Raw genomic sequence first — 16,115 nt, forward strand, 5'->3', positions numbered from 1 at the left:
CCATGGACACCCACCGCAGCCTGATTCCCGCCACCTGGATGGCAGCCTGATGACGCAAGCCGATTCCACCCACCGCAAGGTGCGCGACGAAGCCGCCCAGTGGTTCAGCCGCAACCGCGATCCCGAGCAGGGCAACGACGAGCGCCGCCAGTTCGAAGCCTGGCTGGCGGCAGATGCGTCGCACCGGTCCGAGTACGGCCTACTGGAGCGGATGTGGAGCGCCGTCGACCTGATTCCCGAACAACGCTTGCGTGAACTCTGCACGGCGGAGGTCCGGACTTTGCCGGTGCCGTCGCGCCGACGCTTCCTGCAGGGCGCTCTGGCAGCCGCAGCCAGTGTGGTGTTGGCGGGTGGTGCGACCTACCTGTTCGATCCCTTCTCATTGCGCGGCGAAAGCTATGCAACCCAATTGGGTGAGCGTCGCCAGGTCACGTTGGCCGATGGCTCGACCCTCGATCTCAACGGACGCACCCGCATCACTGTTGTCTACAGCGCCGACCGCCGACTGGTGCGCCTGGAGGCCGGTGAAGCGATGTTCAGCGTGACCCCGGACAAGGCGCGCCCCTTTGTGGTCGAGGCCGGACCAGGCCGCATCACGGTCACCGGTACGCGTTTCAATGTGAGACGGGATGTCGAGGACGCGCGCGTGGCGGTGGAGTCGGGCCGCGTCCTGGTAGCCGGCGAGCGGGGTGAGGCAAGCCGGCCGCTGCTGGCGGGAGACGGGGTGCGGGTGGCGGCCGATGGCGGGGTCGGGCCGGTACAGCGCATCGATATCGCGAGCATTACCGCCTGGCGGCAAGGCAAGCTGATCTTCAACGACGTGCCCCTCGCGGAAGTGGCGCAGGAAGTGTCCCGCTACCGCGAGCAACCCCTGCGTGTTGCGGAGGAAGTGGCCAACCTGCGCTTCTCCAGCGTGTTCCGCGCCGATGACACCAACGCCTTGCTGACGGCCCTTCCGCGGATCCTTCCGGTCAAGGTCAGGATCCTGCCTGACGGGTCAAGCGAAATAATTCCGTTTTAGATTCAGGTTTTTTTTCTGTCGTTCGTCTTCTCGTCCGACTCTTTGCGCCCAGTGCAGTGCAGGGCGCTTTCTTTCAGGACCGGACGAACGTGATCAACGAAGTAACGCAACAAGCTGTGTCGCCAGATTCCTCCCGCAAGACTCCTCGTACCCACCGCTGGCTGCCCCTGAGCCTGGCCATCGCCCTGGCTGTCGGCAGCCTCGGTGCCGAAGCAGCGGAGCGCACTGAAGTCCACATTCCGGCGCAGTCCCTGGCCGGTGCCCTCGGCCAACTGGGTAAGCAGACCTCGCTGCAGCTGTTCTTCAGCCCTGACCTGGTGGCTGGCAAACAGGCGCCCGCAGTCGATGGCAGCCTGCTGCCGGAAGAAGTGCTGGCGACCTTGCTGCAGGGCAGCGGCCTGACCTTCGACCTTTCGGACGGCACCGCCATCCTGCGTCGCGTTTCCAGCGAAGAGCAGGGCGCTTCGGCCATGGAACTGCCGGCCTCCAGCATCACAGTGGTCGGTGACTGGCTGGGCACTGCCGAAGACGCCGTGGTGCAGAACCACCCCGGCGCCCGTACCGTTGTGCGCCGCGAAGCCATGATCGAGAAGGGTGCGATGAACGTGCGTGACGCGCTGCGCTCGGTGCCCGGCGTCCAGGTCCAGGAATCCAACGGTACCGGCGGCAGCGACATCGCCCTCAACTTCGGCGTGCGCGGCCTCACTTCGCGTCTTTCGCCCCGTTCCACCGTATTGATCGACGGCGTGCCGGCCGCATTCGCCCCCTACGGCCAGCCGCAGCTGTCCATGGCCCCGATCTCCATCGGCAACCTCGACAGCATCGACGTGGTGCGTGGCGCCGGTTCCGTGCGCTATGGCCCGCAGAACGTCGGTGGCGTGATCAACTTCGTCACCCGCGCCATCCCGGAGAAGTTCTCCGGTGAAGTCGGCACCAGCATGGAAGACACCGCACACGGCGGCTGGAAGTACCTCAACAATGCCTTTCTCGGCGGCACAGCTGACAACGGCATCGGCGCCGCACTGCTCTATTCGGGCGTGAATGGCGATGGCTACCGCGATGGCAACAACGACAACGACATCGACGACGTCATGCTCAAGACCCACTGGGCGCCCACCGAGCAGGACGACATCTCGCTGAACTTCCACTACTACGACGCCACCGCCGACATGCCGGGCGGCCTCACCCAGGCGCAGTATGACGACAATCCCTTCCAGTCCGATCGCGACTGGGACAACTTCAGCGGCCGCCGCAAGGACGTCTCGCTGAAATACCTGCGCCAGGTGGACGACGTCACCCAGGTGGAAGTGCTGACCTATTACAGCGACAGCTTCCGGGGCAGCCACATCGCCAGCCGCGACCAGAAGTTCCTCAATTCCTATCCGCGCAGCTACTACACCTACGGAATCGAGCCGCGCGTTTCGCGCATCTTCTTCGCCAGTGACAGCACCCACGAGGTGGGCGTTGGCTACCGCTACCTGAAAGAGGCCATGCACGAAGAAAGCAGTCGTGTGGCGCTGGTGAAGAACGTCCCGACGCCGACTCCCGGCCCATCGGCTGACGGCCATGTGTTCCAGGACCGCACCGGTGGCACCGAGGCCAACGCCTTCTACATCGACGACAAGATCGACGTGGGCCAATGGACCGTCACCCCGGGGGTGCGCTTCGAGAGCATCAACACCGACTGGCACGAGCGCCCGGTGATCGGCAGCAACGGCAAGCCGGTGCAGGAGAAGAACCGCAGTAAGGACTACAACGAGCCGCTGCCGGCCCTCGCCGTGATGTACCACCTCTCGGATTCCTGGAAGCTGTTCGCCAACTACGAGACCTCGTTCGGCAGCCTGCAGTACTTCCAGCTCGGCCAGGGCGGGGAGGGCGACAACGCGGCCAATGGCCTGGAGCCGGAGAAAGCCAAGACCTACGAACTGGGCACGCGCTACAACAGCCAGACCTGGGGCGGCGAAGCGACGCTGTTCTACATCGACTTCGACCACGAGCTGCAATTCATCAGCAACGATGTGGGCTGGACCAACCTGGGCGCTACCAAGCACCAGGGCCTGGAACTGTCCGGCTACTACAACCTGGACGAACTGCTCTCGGGCCTGAGCCTGACTGGCACCTACACCTTCACCCGTGCCACCTACGAGGGCGACATCCCGGGCTTCAAGACCCGTGACCTGCCGTTCTACTCGCGTCATGTTGCCAACGTCGGCCTGCGTTACCAGGTCGATCGCTGGACCTACAACTTCGACGGCTACGCTCAGTCGGGCCAGCGCGCACCGGGTACCGGTATCGATGCCAACGGCAACTTCACCGGGGACTACATCACCGAACCGACCGCTGACGGCCAGTTCGGCGATATCCCCGGCTACGTGACCTGGAGCGCCCGTGGTGCCTATGACTTCGGCGTGCAGCTGTCCAACCTGAAGGTGGGCGTCGGCGTGAAGAACATCTTCGACAAGCAGTACTTCACCCGTTCCAGTGACAACAACGCAGGCATCTACGTCGGCCAGCCGCGTACCTGGTACATCCAGGCCAGCGTAGGGTTCTGACCCGGGCGCTCTGCTCGTTTGTGGGAGCGAATTCATTCGCGAATGAATTCGCTCCCACAGGGAATTGCGGTCCCCCAGACCATTTCAATCCCAATCGTCCGGCTTCTTGTCCTTGCTCGGCGCCTTGTCGCTGATGCGCTTCACGTCCGCCGCCGGCACCTGTTCCGGTGGCTGGCTCGGGCCTTGGGGCTTGGGCGCGGGTGTGCGCACGTTGGGGTCGCTGTTCATGGGCACCTCCGGTTTATCTGTCTCCTAAGCGCAGCACAAGGTGGCGCGTCGCGCTGGCCACCTGTCGCCCGGAGGGTTTCATCGGCTGGGGCCAGCCTTTGCCAAGGCAGGGCCTAGACTGGAAGCCATTGCCACAAGGAGACAGGCCATGAGCAGCAACGTCGACCTGAACCAGCGACCACCCTACGACCCAGTGATCGAGACCATTGCGGACTACGCGCTGGATTATCGGGTGGAGTCTGCAGAGGCACTGGGTACGGCCCGCCATTGCCTGATGGACAGCCTTGGTTGCGCCTTGATGGCATTACGCTTTCCCGAATGCACCAAGCTGCTCGGCCCCCTGGTGGAAGGCACCCAGGTGCCTCAGGGCGCGCGGGTGCCGGGCACGTCCTACCGGATGGACCCGGTCAAGGCGGCCTGGGACCTCGGCGCGATGATCCGCTGGCTGGACTTCAACGACACCTGGCTGGCAGCGGAGTGGGCGCACCCCTCCGATAACCTGGGCGGCATCCTCGCGGTGGCCGACCACCTGTCGCAGCGGCGCGTGGCCAGGGGGGAGTCGCCGCTGACCATGCGCCTGGTGCTGGAAGCCATGGTCAAGGCCCACGAGATACAGGGCGTGATGGCCCTGGAGAACTCCTTCAACCGCGTCGGGCTGGATCATGTGGTGCTGGTCAAGCTCGCATCCACTGCGGTCTGCGCCTGGCTGATGGGCGCCAGCCGCGAACAGATGCTCTCGGCCATCTCCCACGCACTGGTGGATGGCCAGGCCCTGCGCACCTACCGCCACGCGCCCAACGCCGGCTCGCGCAAGTCCTGGGCGGCGGGCGATGCCACCAGCCGGGGTGTGCGCCTGGCGGATATCGCCATGCGCGGGGAGATGGGCGTTCCCGGCGTGCTCAGCGCGCCGCAGTGGGGCTTCTACGACGTGTCCTATAGCCACACCAACAAGGACCTGGCGACCAAACCACTGGAAAAGCACCACTTCAGCCTGCCCCAGCCCTTCGGCAGCTATGTGATGGAGAACATCCTGTTCAAGGTCAGCTATCCCGCCGAGTTCCATGGCCAGACGGCCTGCGAAGCGGCGGTGCGGTTGCACCCCCTGGTGCGCAACCGCATCACGGAGATCGATCGCATCCTCATCACCACCCAGGAGTCGGCCATTCGCATCATTTCCAAGGAGGGCGCCCTGGCCAACGCCGCCGACCGCGACCATTGCCTGCAGTACATGACAGCGGTCGCCCTGGCCTATGGCGACCTGGCGGCCGAGCATTACGAAGACGACTTCCATCAATCCCATCCGATCATCGACCGCCTGCGCGAATGCATGGAAGTGGTCGAAGACCCGCGCTACAGCCGTGAGTACCTGGAAGCCGACAAACGCTCCATCGCCAATGCCGTGCAGGTGTTCTACAAGGACGGCCGGCACACCGAGAAGGTGGAAGTGGAATACCCCATGGGCCACCGCCGCCGGCGCAGCGAGGGAATGCCATTGCTGGAGGAGAAATTCAAGGCCAGCCTGGCGACCCGCTTCGCGCCCCATCGTTGCGCGCAGATCCTGGCGCTGTGCAAGGACCAGGCTGCCCTGGAGGCGATGCCGGTGGATCGGTTCGTGGAGTTCTTCGTGGGCTAGGTGACAGGGCGTGGAGGGAGACCCGGACCGGGGCTCCGCACCATCGCATCAATCGTCGTAACGGTCGCGGCTACGGCAGACCTTTTCCTTGTCGAAGACTTCCCGCGACGCGTCGATGCGCACCCGGCAGGGGCCGTCACGGTAGTCGCGGTGCCACTCACCGCGGCGCCAGCTCTTGCCGCGCCCGTCCGGGCAGCGGATGACTTTCCGGTAATAGCCGCGGTCGGTGATTTCCTTCACTCGGCAAGGGCCATCGCGGTAGTGCTCGACCCTGCCGTCATCATCGTCCCGTCTATGGTCGGCCTGGGCACTCTGCATGGTGCCGGCAAGGGTTGCGACCAGAACAAACACACCCACCAGCGGGCCTGTTTTCATTGCTTTACCTCGATTCCGATACGACTGGAGTGGGCCAGTGTCCACGCGCTCATCGCGAGGTTCGATCTGGCGACGAATATGACCACGCGGCGGCATTTTTGCTCCCGGGTGCAATGCGTCCGAACAAGGCACGGGGGAGGGTGGTCATACCTATACTCATAGGACCTGGGCCGACTGGCCCACGGGACGGGCGAAATCTCATGAGCGCTGCGCAAGTTTCCCCCCGAATTCGGGCGGAACAGGTGCCCGGCAGGCTCTTCGGAACCCCGGGTACGCTGCTGTCGATGCTGATCGTCATCCTTGCGCTGACGCTCGGTGGGTGCGCGTCGAAGCCGGAAGAACCGCCTCCGGTCGTGGTCTCCCAGGCCACCTGGCGCCAGGTGGACCGCGACATCGCCGCCGCTTCCCTTGCGGCCACCAGCCAGGCCCGCCGTTACGCCCAGGATTCCATGGACCGCTGGATGGACCTGATCTACCAGCGCACCGATAGCGAATTCCTCCCCTGGTTCTCCAGCTTCTGGACCCGCAAGTGGCTGAGCATCAAGGTCGGCTGGTATCGCCTGAGCTCCGACGGGGAACGGGAGCAGACGGTGAATCGGCTGGCCGCCTACCTGCAGGAGGAATACGACGAGCAGGTGCTGCAGCCGGTTGCCCGCGAGATCGATCCGGACGACATCATGGAGCAAGCCACGCGAACCTATATCCAGCAGCTGGACGAGCGCCTGCAGGTGATTCCACAGCGATTTGGCGTACCCGGCGACCAGTTCGCCCAGCATCTGCAGAAGATCCCGGCGATCGAGTTGGCGCCACCTGGCCAGCGTGCGTCGCTATACCAGGTACTCAAGGCCGACCCGCTGGAGAAACTGCCAGCCTATGCCTCGCTCATGGGCCAGATTCGCAATGCGCCGAACGGCGCAGGGGCCTGGACCACCGATGACGGCCTGTCGCGCATCACCCGTGACACCAGCGAGCAATTGGAATCGGAACTGGCGACCAGCGGTGCCGCCAGTGTCGCCACCAGTTTCATGGGGCGCGTCGCGGGCCCGATATTGTCCCTCGGCTTCACCGGAGTGAGCGCCATGCTCCATGAAGAGGGGCGGGCCGATCGTGAAGCGACCTTGCGCAAGAGCCTCAATCAGGCCTTCGACGAAGAATGGCTGGAGCTGATGCGCAACCCCGACGTGGGAGTGATGGCCGGGGTGATCCACCTGTCCGGGCAAGTAGAAGGCAGCCTGACGCAGACCAAGACCCAGCCCATCCAGTTCCAGCCGCTGCCCCAGGTGATTCCTGCGCAATAGCCTGCCCATTCGCCGGCTCCGGGCCGGCACTGCTCCCTGCGTTCCACCTGTCGAACATCGAATACCCCATGGCGTTTCTCGGCGCGGCGCAGGCTTTGCCGCTGCGCTGCTACGCCTGTCATGAAATGCGAAGCTGCTGACGCCCTATGAGAAGCAGTCGGAGGGGGGGATGCCTAGAGTCCAATCCATGGGTCCGTGACCCGACTACAAGAATTCAGATTGGAGAAAAGGCATGGCCAAAGCGGTTCGGTTTTATGAAGCTGGGGGGCCGGAAGTACTTCGTTATGAAGAGGTCGAGGTAGCTGATCCTGGTCCGGGCGAAGTCCGCATCCGTCACGTCGCCGTGGGCCTGAACTACGCCGACACCTACTTCCGCAACGGTACCTATCCTATCCCGCTACCCAACGGCATCGGCGTAGAAGCCGCCGGCGTGGTGGTGGCGGTCGGTGCGGGCGTAACCAACGTTGCCCTGGGTGACCGCGTCACCTACACCGGCTTCCTCAATACCCTCGGCGCCTACAGCACCGAGCGCCTGGTGTCCGCGGCGCCGCTGATCAAGCTGCCCGAAACCATCGCTTTCGAAACCGCCGCAGCCATGACCATGCGCGGCCTGACGTCCGCCTACCTGATGCGTCGTATCTACGACTTCAAGGAAGGCGACAGCATCCTCCTGCATGCCGCTGCCGGCGGTGTGGGCCTGATCGTCTCGCAGTGGGCGAAGCTGCTCGGCCTGACCGTGATCGGCACCGTGTCCACCGAGGCCAAGGCGGAAGTCGCGCGCTTCCACGGCTGTGACCACGTCATCAACTACAGCGAAGAAGACATCGCCCAGCGCGTGCGTGAGCTGACCGGCGGCCGCGGTGTCGACGTCGTCTTCGACAGCGTGGGCAAGAACACCTTCAACGCCTCCCTGGATTCGCTCCGCCGTCGCGGTCTGCTGGTGTGCGTCGGCACCGCGTCGGGTCCGGTCCCGGCCTTCGATCCGGTACTGCTGGCCATGAAAGGGTCGCTGTTCATCACTCGTCCGGCCCTGGCTGACTACATCGCCGACCCGGCGGAGAAGGCCGAGCTGGTAGGCGAGCTGTTCGACCACGTCGGCAGCGGTCGCATCAAGATCGATATCAACCAGCACTATGCGCTGGAAGATGCGGTCCAGGCCCATCGGGACCTGGAATCGCGCAAGACCACCGGTTCGTCCATCTTCGTGATCTGAGGTCGCTGGCCATGAAAGTCGAGCAACTCACGTGCGCCATCGGCGCCGAAATCAGCGGTGTGAACCTGGGCGACGCCTCTCGTGATGACAGTCTGTTTGCCGAGATCAAGGCGCTGCTGCTCAAACACAAGGTGCTGTTCCTGCGCGATCAGGACATCAGCCGCGCCGAGCACGTGGCTTTCGCCCGCCGCTTTGGCGAGCTGGAAGATCACCCGGTGGCCGGTAGCGATCCAGAGCACCCTGGCCTTGTCCGTATCTACAAGGACCCGGACCAGCCCAACGACCGCTACGAGAACGCCTGGCACACCGACGCCACCTGGCGCGATGCGCCGCCCATGGGCTGCGTACTGCGCTGCGTGGAATGCCCGCCGGTCGGTGGCGACACCATGTGGGCGAACATGGCACTGGCCTACGAGAAGCTGCCTGAAGACGTGAAGCAGCGGATCGAGGGCCTGCGCGCCCGCCACAGCATCGAAGCGAGCTTTGGTGCGGCCATGCCCGTCGAGAAGCGCCTGGCGCTCAAGGCCATGTATCCGGACGCCGAGCACCCGGTGGTGCGCATCCACCCGGAAACCGGCGAGAAGGTGCTGTTCGTCAATGCCTTCGCCACCCACTTCACCAACTTCCACACGCCTGAGCACGTGCGCTACGGCCAGGACTACAGCATGGGTGGCAGCGACCTGCTGCGCTACCTGGTCAGCCAGGCCTACATCCCGGAATACCAGGTGCGCTGGCGCTGGAAGAAGAACAGCGTGGCGATCTGGGACAACCGCTCCACCCAGCATTACGCCGTGATGGATTACCCGGCCTGCGTTCGCAAGATGGAACGCGCCGGAATCATCGGCGACAAGACTTTCTGACCATTGATCCGCCCGGCCGGGACAATCCGGCCGGGACCCCCTGAACAAGAACTTACCGAGGACATCCAGCATGCAATTCTTCGACGATTCCCTGCACCCGGAAAACATGGAAAAAGTGGTTATTACCGTGGCGCCCTACGGCCCCGAGTGGATGCCGGCAGACTTCCCGGAAGACATCCCGGTGACCATGGACGAGCAGGTCCAGAAAGCCGTTGATTGCTATGAGGCGGGTGCCACCGTGCTGCACCTGCACGTGCGTGAACTCGACGGCACCGGCTCCAAGCGCCTGTCCAAGTTCAACGAACTGATCGCCGGCGTGCGCGAAGCCGTACCGGACATGATCATCCAGGTGGGCGGTTCCATTTCCTTCGCTCCCGAGGGCGAAGGCGAAGCAGCCAAGTGGCTGTCCGACGATACCCGCCACATGCTGGCCGAGCTGACCCCGAAGCCGGACCAGGTCACCGTGGCCATCAACACCACCCAGATGAACATCATGGAACTCCTCTATCCGGAGTACCTGAAGGGCACCTCCCTGGAGAACCCGGTCTACCAGGCCGCCTACAGTGAGATGACCGTGCCGGCCGGCCCGGCCTGGGTCGAGGAACACCTCAAGCGCCTGATGGCCAACGGCATCCAGCCGCACTTCCAGCTCACCGGCATGCATGCCCTGGAAACCCTGGAGCGCCTGGTGCGCAAGGGCGTCTACAAGGGCCCGCTGAACCTGACCTGGATCGGCATCGGCGGCGGTTTCGACGGCCCCAACCCGTTCAACTTCTTCAACTTCATCCACCGCGCTCCGAATGGCGGCACCCTCACCGCCGAGTCGCTGCTGAAGAACGTTCTGCCGTTCAACACCATGGCGCTGGCCATGGGCCTGCACCCGCGCGTTGGCATCGAGGACACCATCATCGACCAGCACGGCAAGCGCTTCACTTCCGTGCAGCAGATCCAGCAGGCCGTGCGCATCGCCCACGAACTGGGCCGCGAAATTGCGTCCGGCAAGGAAGCACGCGAGATCTACAAGATCGGCGTGGAATACAAGGACGTGGAAGAGACCCTGCGCATGAACGGCATGGCGCCGAACCGCCAGCCGGGTCAGAAGCACGTCCCGCTGCGCACCTGACCTGCGTAGCCAGGAGCCGGCCCACAAGGCCGGCTTCGGCGGGGCGCCAACCGACGCTCCGCCAGCTAGCGTGACAACAACAATTACACGCATAGATTCAAGGTAACCCCGATGGCCTTTCATACCGCCACCACCGCCGATTTCGACGAATCGGCCGTGAACATCCCGCGCACCTACGCCTGGGTCGTCTTCGCCCTGACGTTCGGCCTGCTGATTTCCGACTACATGTCGCGGCAGGTACTCAACGCCGTATTCCCGCTGCTCAAATCCGAATGGACGCTCACCGACTCCCAGCTCGGCCTGCTCAGCGGCATCGTCGCGCTGATGGTGGGGCTGCTGACCTTCCCGCTGTCGCTGCTGGCTGACCGCTGGGGCCGAGTGAAGAGCCTGGTTCTGATGGCCACGCTCTGGAGCCTGGCGACCCTGGGTTGCGGCCTGGCGAAGAACTACGAACACATGTTCATTGCCCGTTTCCTGGTGGGTGTGGGTGAGGCAGCCTATGGCAGCGTCGGCATCGCGGTCGTGCTGTCCGTGTTCCCCCGACAGATGCGCGCCACCATTACCGGCGCCTTCATGGCTGGCGGCATGTTCGGTTCGGTGCTGGGCATGGCCCTGGGCGGCGTCCTGGCGCAACACCTGGGCTGGCGCTGGTCCTTCGCGGGCATGGCGTTCTTCGGCCTGGTGCTGGCGATGGTCTACCCGCTGGTGGTCAAGCAATCGCGCATTGCCAAGCCGCGCGTCGTGCCCAGCGCCACCGACGAGTTCCCGTGCCGACGCCCGCTGAAAACCCTGTTCGCCAGCCGCTCGGTGATCTGTGCCTACGTCGGCAGCGGCCTGCAGCTGTTCGTCGGCGCAGCGGTGATGGTGTGGTTCCCCAGCTACCTGAATCGTTACTACCACATGGGTACCGATCAGGCTGGCGCTGTCTCGGCCATCATCGTGCTCACTGGCGGTGCCGGCATGATCCTCTGCGGCATGCTCAGCGACCGCATGTGCCGCAATTCCCCGGACCGCAAGATCGCCCTGGCCATCGCCTACTGCCTGATCAGTTGCGTGCTCCTTTCCCTGGCGTTCCGCATGGCGCCCGGTGTGCCGCAACTGGTAGTCATCGCCATGGCCATGCTGGTGGCGACCGGAACCTCCGGCCCGGCCGGCGCAATGGTTGCCAACCTGACCCACTACTCGATCCACGGTACTGCCTTTGCCACCCTGACCCTGGCCAACAACCTGCTTGGCCTGGCGCCCGGACCCTATGTCACAGGCGTGCTGGCCGATCTCTTCGGCCTGGATCGTGCTTTCCAGTTGATTCCGTTGATCAGCGTCGCTGCGGCCCTGGTGTTCTGGTACGGCAAGCGCCACTACCAGAAGGACATCCAGAAGCTCACGCCGCTGATGGCAAGTGAGGAACGTTAATGAAACCGCTGTTGGTCGAAATGACTTTCGACTTCATCTGTCCCTGGTGCCTGATCGGCAAACGCAATCTGGAGAAGGCCTTGGGCAACCTGGCCGCGACGCGGCCGGATGTCGCCGTCGAGCTCCGCTGGAAGGGCGTGCAACTGCTGCCCGACCTGCCGGCCCAAGGCGTGCCCTTCATGGAGTTCTACCTGCAGCGGCTCGGTAGCGAGGCGATGGTGCGGGCGCGCCAGGAACAGGTGCGGGAAGCGGCCTATCACGCTGATGTGGATGTCGACCTGCAACGCATCGTGACCATGCCCAACACCGCCAACGCGCACCGCCTGCTGGCGCTGGCCACGGAGCAGGGCAGTGCGCGCCAGGTCGACGCATTGCTGGAGCGCCTGTTCGCCAGCTACTTCCAGAAAGGCGAGGACATTGGCAGCAGCGAGGTGCTATTGCGCCTGGCCAGGCAGTGTGGCTTCGACCCGCGTCCCCTCGAAGAGGTGCTGTTCGACGATGGTCGTCCCTATGTCGGGCGCGAGGCGGTTCCGGCAAACCAGGCTGTGCCGTCCTTCACGATCGACGAGCGGCCGTCCTTGGCCGGTGCCCAGCCGCCGTGGTTGATGCTGGCCCAGTTGCAACGCGCCCTGGAGCTGCGTCCACTGGCGGAGGCCCGCCGGGCATGAGCCAGCGTGTGGAAGTACCGGCGGAAAAGCTGCCGCCCGTGGGTGGCCGCAGCCTGTTTCGCCATGACGGGAAGTCGCTGGTGCTGTTCAACCAGGGCGGCGAGATCTACGCCATCGACGAAGGTTGCCCGCACAACGGGGCCTCGTTGTTCGGCGGCAAGCTGGAGGGGCGTTTGTTGCGCTGCCCGGCCCACGGCCTGCGTTTTGACCTGGCCAGCGGGTGCGTCCCTGGTGTGAGCGGCTTCGGCGTCGCCACCTATGCGGTGGAGTTGCAGCAGGGCCGTTGTTTCATCGATCTATCGCGGCCGCGTCCGCAGGAATCAATCGTATGTCTGCAACAGCAATAACCTCGCTGGGATCCCGCACCCGGATACTCATGCCCGGTGTGATCGTCAGCGCCGTGGTCGCCGCGGCGGCCACCTTCCTTTCCGAGCACTACGGTGCTCCGGTGATGCTCTTCGCCCTCCTGCTGGGCCTCGCGGTGAACTTCCTGGCGGCCGACGGCGCATGCAAGCCCGGCATCGAGTTCACCGCCCGCGAAGTACTGCGGGTCGGCGTGGCACTGTTGGGCATTCGCATCACCCTGGAACAGATCGCGTCGCTCGGCTGGCAGCCAGTCGCCATGGTGGTGGCACTGGTGGTGGTTACCATCCTCGTGTCAGTCGCAGTGGCGCGTCTGCTTGGCTTCAACAGCCTGTTCGGCCTGCTCACCGGTGGCGCCACCGCCATCTGCGGTGCCTCAGCTGCGCTCGCCCTGGCGGCGGCGCTGCCCAGCCACCCGCAGAAGGAACGCGCGACGCTGTTCACCGTGATCGGCGTGTCGGCACTGTCCACCCTGGCGATGATCCTCTATCCGATGATCGCCGAGGCCCTTGGGCTCTCGCCATTGCATGCCGGGTTCTTCATCGGCGGCACCATCCACGACGTGGCCCAGGTGGTGGGCGCGGGCTACAGCATGGGTCACGAGACCGGCGACAGCGCCACGGTGGTCAAGCTGATGCGCGTGGCCATGCTGCTGCCGGTGATCGTCTGCGCCGCGATGATCACTCGCATGCGCGGCGCCGAGCCGGGCAGCAAGCGGCCGCCGCTGCTGCCCTGGTTCGCGGTCGGCTTCGTGATCCTGGCCGCGATCAACAGCACGGGCGTGATTCCGCCGGTGGTGCAAGACGCCGGTAACGGGCTGTCGCGCTGGTGCCTGGTGATCGCCATCAGTGCCCTGGGCATGAAAACCCAACTCAAGGACCTGGCCTCGGTCGGTATCAAACCGATCCTGTTGATGGTGGGGGAAACCGCCTTCCTCGCCGCCCTGGTGCTGGCGATGCTGCACTGGGGGTTCTAAAGATTTACTCCTGCTCCCGTGAGGGGGTCATCGACGCCTGCCACAGCGGGCATTTGCCGCGCCGAAGCCTATAGGGAAGGGTTTCGTAGCGCGGTTTTTTTTTGGCGTGACGGGGTGAATGCAGGGAGGCATTTACCTCTTTTTTATTTGGACGGTTGGTACAGGTGGCGTAGGAGCGAGCTCTGCTCGCGAAGCACGGCACGGGGGGGTGGGAAGCCCAACATTCGTGCCGTCAGCGAACCCAAATGGTGGATCGGTGAAGCGTGATCCACCCTACGAGAGCCCAGCGTTCATGGGTTCGTAGGGTGGATGTCGCTCTTCACATCCACCCTCCAATGTTCCGGCCAGCGCCGCTCACTCCTCCGCCTTCACCTGATGCTCGCGGCGCCATGTCGCCGGGGCTGTGCCGAACTGGGTGGTGAACCAGCGGGTGAAGGAACTGGGCACCGAATAGCCGAGCAGGTCGGCGATGCGGGAGAGGGAATAGCGCGGATTCTCCATGTAGCGCAACACCAGGTCGCGGCGCACCTCGCTGATCAGGTCGGAGAAGGTCACTTCGCTTTCTTCCAGGCGTCGCTGAAGCGTGCGCACGTTCATCCCCAGGGACTGGGCGATCTGCTCGATGGTGGCGCGGCCCATGGGCAGCAACAGGTAGATGGCCTTGCGCACGTCGTTCAGCGTGGATTGCTGGGCGGCGCCGGGCAGGGTCTCCACCAGGCGCAGCGCGTGGCGGGCCATGGCCGGATCAGCCAGGGGGTTGGCCTTGTCCAGGTCGGCGGCCTGGCAAACGATGCCGTTGAACTCGCTGCCGAACTCCAGCTTGCAGCCGAACACCCGCCGATGCAGTTGCAGGTCCGGCGGTGCGTCATGGCTGAAGTTCACTGCCATTGGCCGCCAACCTGAGCCGAGCAGGGCGCTGCACATGCGGAACAGCACACCGATGGCCAGCTCCATGCCCTGGCGGATGGGGACCGGCGGGTCGGTGATGATCTCTTCCCGCAGTACCACTGTCTTGCCCACTTCGTCCACGAACAGCGCCAGTGACTCGTTTAGCAGGTGGCGGTACTGGACGATGGTTTCGAGTGCATCACGCAAGGTCGGCTGGTGGGAAAGCAGGAGGCTGATGACGCCGAAGTCCGAAAGCTGACGGGATTCGGCCATGCGCAAGCCGAAGGTGAGGCAGCCGCTGGCGCGGGCGGAATCTTCCAGCAAGCTGGCAGCCGCCGAGGTGGGCAGGCGTTGGTCGGGGTTTTCTATCAGTGCCTGGCTGAGTCCCGCCTGGCGCAGCATCTGTTGTGGGTTGAGACCGAGGTGTTGGGCCACTTCCATGTAGTTGGTGAGGGCCGCCGCGCGAACCATTGGAGTCATGTCGATCGCCACGCTGTCGTTGTACCGGAGTGTGCCTGTAGGCATGCGCCGATTGTTCTTGTCAGATAAAGCGAAGTGAGTCTGTCGTCGCGGATAGTCTTTGAATTTGTCTTTCATGACAACGCCGGCATTTTTCCTCGTTCCGGCCAGATGAAAGTAAAGCCAATCCCTGGAATTTGGCCCACGCCACGGATGGCGGGCATGGCCGCCCAGCGGGTTGTAAAAGGGAGGAGGGAAGGGTTGTCATGAAATGCGAAGAGCCTGACGTTCTATGAGAAGCGACCACCCCCTTGCATCTCTACTGTTTGCATCACCAAGTTCCTCAAGCCGCGATTGCGGCAACAGGGTGATGACGTGAACAACAACGACAACGCAACCATCCTTATCGTCCCCGGCCTTCGGGACCATGTGCCCGAGCACTGGCAGACCCTGCTGGCCGAGCAACTGCCCAAAGTCCGCAGCGTTCCACCGCTGGAAGAGGACAAGCTGAGCCTGCCGGCACGCGTCGAAGCCATCCAGCGTGAGCTGGAACAGATCGACGGCCCCGTGATCCTCGTTGCCCACAGCGCCGGCGTATTGATGGTGGCGCACTGGGCGGCGCGTTACAGCCGACCGATCAAAGGTGCATTGCTCGCCACGCCGCCGGACCTGGACGCTTCCTGGCCGGCGAACTACCCGAGCCCCGAATCCCTTCACGCCAATGGCTGGACCCCGCTGCCGCGTCAGCCGCTGCCTTTCCCGAGCCTGGTATGCGCGAGTGACGACGACCACCTGGCCAGCCTGGAGGCAGTCCGCGAACTGGCCAGTGACTGGGAAGCCAGCCTGGTCGAGCTGGGCCAGGTCGGCCACCTCAATCCCGCTTCCGGTTACGGCGAATGGTCTTATGCCCATGAGCTGATCGAGATGCTGGATCGCTGATCCAAAGATTCCAACTCATTCGGCCGGGGAGTCCGGCGTAAGTGGCGCGCGGCCATGCAACCGGCTGCGCGCAAACCAGGCAGGGAGCAAGGAAAGGGTTGCGGTA

15 protein-coding genes are annotated in these 16,115 nt (G+C 64.2%); 12 read left to right on the forward strand and 3 right to left on the reverse strand.

Annotated features, from left to right (window positions below):
* Positions 1–49: 49 nt before the first annotated feature.
* Complete coding sequence (locus MnOB_RS24120; RefSeq protein ID WP_077526977.1) at positions 50–1,021, forward strand: FecR family protein; 972 nt, start codon at positions 50–52, stop codon at positions 1,019–1,021.
* Positions 1,022–1,137: 116 nt separating this feature from the next.
* Complete coding sequence (locus MnOB_RS24125) at positions 1,138–3,573, forward strand: TonB-dependent siderophore receptor (RefSeq protein WP_107504125.1); 2,436 nt, start codon at positions 1,138–1,140, stop codon at positions 3,571–3,573.
* Positions 3,574–3,657: 84 nt separating this feature from the next.
* Here MnOB_RS24125 and MnOB_RS29095 read toward each other — a convergent pair whose 3' ends face one another.
* Complete coding sequence (locus MnOB_RS29095) at positions 3,658–3,801, reverse strand: hypothetical protein (protein WP_162945806.1); 144 nt, start codon at positions 3,799–3,801, stop codon at positions 3,658–3,660.
* A gap of 148 nt (positions 3,802–3,949) precedes the next feature.
* Here MnOB_RS29095 and prpD point away from each other — a divergent pair, with 148 nt between their 5' ends.
* Positions 3,950–5,434, forward strand: coding sequence for a 2-methylcitrate dehydratase (gene prpD / locus MnOB_RS24130; protein ID WP_077526981.1), 1,485 nt, complete (start codon positions 3,950–3,952; stop codon positions 5,432–5,434).
* A 48-nt stretch (positions 5,435–5,482) separates the two neighbouring features.
* Here the strand turns inward: prpD and MnOB_RS24135 are convergent, their stop codons facing one another.
* Entirely contained in the window at positions 5,483–5,809 is a 327-nt protein-coding gene (locus MnOB_RS24135) for a hypothetical protein (RefSeq protein ID WP_077526983.1), read from the reverse strand.
* A 200-nt stretch (positions 5,810–6,009) separates the two neighbouring features.
* On the opposite strand from MnOB_RS24135, the gene MnOB_RS24140 reads away from it, so the two are divergent.
* The 8 genes from MnOB_RS24140 (at position 6,010) to MnOB_RS24175 (ending at position 13,723) form a co-directional block, all read left to right on the forward strand.
* Positions 6,010–7,107, forward strand: coding sequence for a hypothetical protein (locus MnOB_RS24140; protein ID WP_234358321.1), 1,098 nt, complete (start codon positions 6,010–6,012; stop codon positions 7,105–7,107).
* A gap of 232 nt (positions 7,108–7,339) precedes the next feature.
* On the forward strand, positions 7,340–8,320 hold the full coding sequence (locus tag MnOB_RS24145) for a quinone oxidoreductase family protein (RefSeq protein WP_077526986.1): 981 nt from the start codon (positions 7,340–7,342) through the stop codon (positions 8,318–8,320).
* Between the two features lie 11 nt (positions 8,321–8,331).
* Positions 8,332–9,180, forward strand: a complete 849-nt coding sequence (locus MnOB_RS24150) for a TauD/TfdA dioxygenase family protein (RefSeq protein WP_077526988.1) — start codon at positions 8,332–8,334, stop codon at positions 9,178–9,180.
* Positions 9,181–9,250: 70 nt separating this feature from the next.
* Positions 9,251–10,303, forward strand: coding sequence for a beta-keto acid cleavage family enzyme (locus MnOB_RS24155; RefSeq protein ID WP_077526990.1), 1,053 nt, complete (start codon positions 9,251–9,253; stop codon positions 10,301–10,303).
* 111 nt (positions 10,304–10,414) lie between these two features.
* Positions 10,415–11,716, forward strand: coding sequence for an MFS transporter (locus MnOB_RS24160; RefSeq protein WP_077526992.1), 1,302 nt, complete (start codon positions 10,415–10,417; stop codon positions 11,714–11,716).
* Positions 11,716–12,384: a DsbA family oxidoreductase gene (locus MnOB_RS24165; RefSeq protein ID WP_077526994.1), complete on the forward strand. Its 669-nt coding sequence runs from the start codon at positions 11,716–11,718 to the stop codon at positions 12,382–12,384. Before MnOB_RS24160 ends, MnOB_RS24165 begins: the two co-directional genes overlap by 1 nt.
* Entirely contained in the window at positions 12,381–12,731 is a 351-nt protein-coding gene (locus tag MnOB_RS24170; protein ID WP_077526995.1) for a Rieske (2Fe-2S) protein, read from the forward strand. The genes MnOB_RS24165 and MnOB_RS24170 overlap by 4 nt, the downstream gene beginning before the upstream one ends.
* Positions 12,713–13,723: a YeiH family protein gene (locus MnOB_RS24175; RefSeq protein ID WP_077526997.1), complete on the forward strand. Its 1,011-nt coding sequence runs from the start codon at positions 12,713–12,715 to the stop codon at positions 13,721–13,723. The genes MnOB_RS24170 and MnOB_RS24175 overlap by 19 nt, the downstream gene beginning before the upstream one ends.
* 354 nt (positions 13,724–14,077) lie before the next feature.
* Here MnOB_RS24175 and MnOB_RS24180 read toward each other — a convergent pair whose 3' ends face one another.
* The gene (locus MnOB_RS24180; protein WP_077526998.1) at positions 14,078–15,082 is read right to left on the reverse strand and encodes an AraC family transcriptional regulator; all 1,005 of its coding nucleotides are present in this window, start codon (positions 15,080–15,082) and stop codon (positions 14,078–14,080) included.
* 363 nt (positions 15,083–15,445) lie between these two features.
* Between MnOB_RS24180 and MnOB_RS24185 the strand changes: the two genes are divergently transcribed.
* Positions 15,446–16,009, forward strand: a complete 564-nt coding sequence (locus MnOB_RS24185) for an RBBP9/YdeN family alpha/beta hydrolase (RefSeq protein WP_077526999.1) — start codon at positions 15,446–15,448, stop codon at positions 16,007–16,009.
* The last annotated feature ends 106 nt before the right edge of the window (positions 16,010–16,115 follow it).

The organism is Metapseudomonas resinovorans, from assembly GCF_002003485.1.
Lineage (GTDB): Bacteria > Pseudomonadota > Gammaproteobacteria > Pseudomonadales > Pseudomonadaceae > Metapseudomonas > Metapseudomonas resinovorans_D.

Excerpts from the sequence above, each read along its gene's own strand:
- MnOB_RS29095 (WP_162945806.1), bottom strand. The coding sequence starts at position 3,801 with ATGAACAGCGACCCCAACGTGCGCACACCCGCGCCCAAGCCCCAAGGC.
- MnOB_RS24170 (WP_077526995.1), top strand. The coding sequence starts at position 12,381 with ATGAGCCAGCGTGTGGAAGTACCGGCGGAAAAGCTGCCGCCCGTGGGT.
- MnOB_RS24145 (WP_077526986.1), top strand. The coding sequence starts at position 7,340 with ATGGCCAAAGCGGTTCGGTTTTATGAAGCTGGGGGGCCGGAAGTACTT.
- MnOB_RS24155 (WP_077526990.1), top strand. The coding sequence starts at position 9,251 with ATGCAATTCTTCGACGATTCCCTGCACCCGGAAAACATGGAAAAAGTG.
- MnOB_RS24135 (WP_077526983.1), bottom strand. The coding sequence starts at position 5,809 with ATGAAAACAGGCCCGCTGGTGGGTGTGTTTGTTCTGGTCGCAACCCTT.
- prpD (WP_077526981.1), top strand. The coding sequence starts at position 3,950 with ATGAGCAGCAACGTCGACCTGAACCAGCGACCACCCTACGACCCAGTG.
- MnOB_RS24180 (WP_077526998.1), bottom strand. The coding sequence starts at position 15,082 with ATGGTTCGCGCGGCGGCCCTCACCAACTACATGGAAGTGGCCCAACAC.
- MnOB_RS24120 (WP_077526977.1), top strand. The coding sequence starts at position 50 with ATGACGCAAGCCGATTCCACCCACCGCAAGGTGCGCGACGAAGCCGCC.
- MnOB_RS24140 (WP_234358321.1), top strand. The coding sequence starts at position 6,010 with ATGAGCGCTGCGCAAGTTTCCCCCCGAATTCGGGCGGAACAGGTGCCC.
- MnOB_RS24160 (WP_077526992.1), top strand. The coding sequence starts at position 10,415 with ATGGCCTTTCATACCGCCACCACCGCCGATTTCGACGAATCGGCCGTG.
- MnOB_RS24175 (WP_077526997.1), top strand. The coding sequence starts at position 12,713 with ATGTCTGCAACAGCAATAACCTCGCTGGGATCCCGCACCCGGATACTC.
- MnOB_RS24150 (WP_077526988.1), top strand. The coding sequence starts at position 8,332 with ATGAAAGTCGAGCAACTCACGTGCGCCATCGGCGCCGAAATCAGCGGT.
- MnOB_RS24165 (WP_077526994.1), top strand. The coding sequence starts at position 11,716 with ATGAAACCGCTGTTGGTCGAAATGACTTTCGACTTCATCTGTCCCTGG.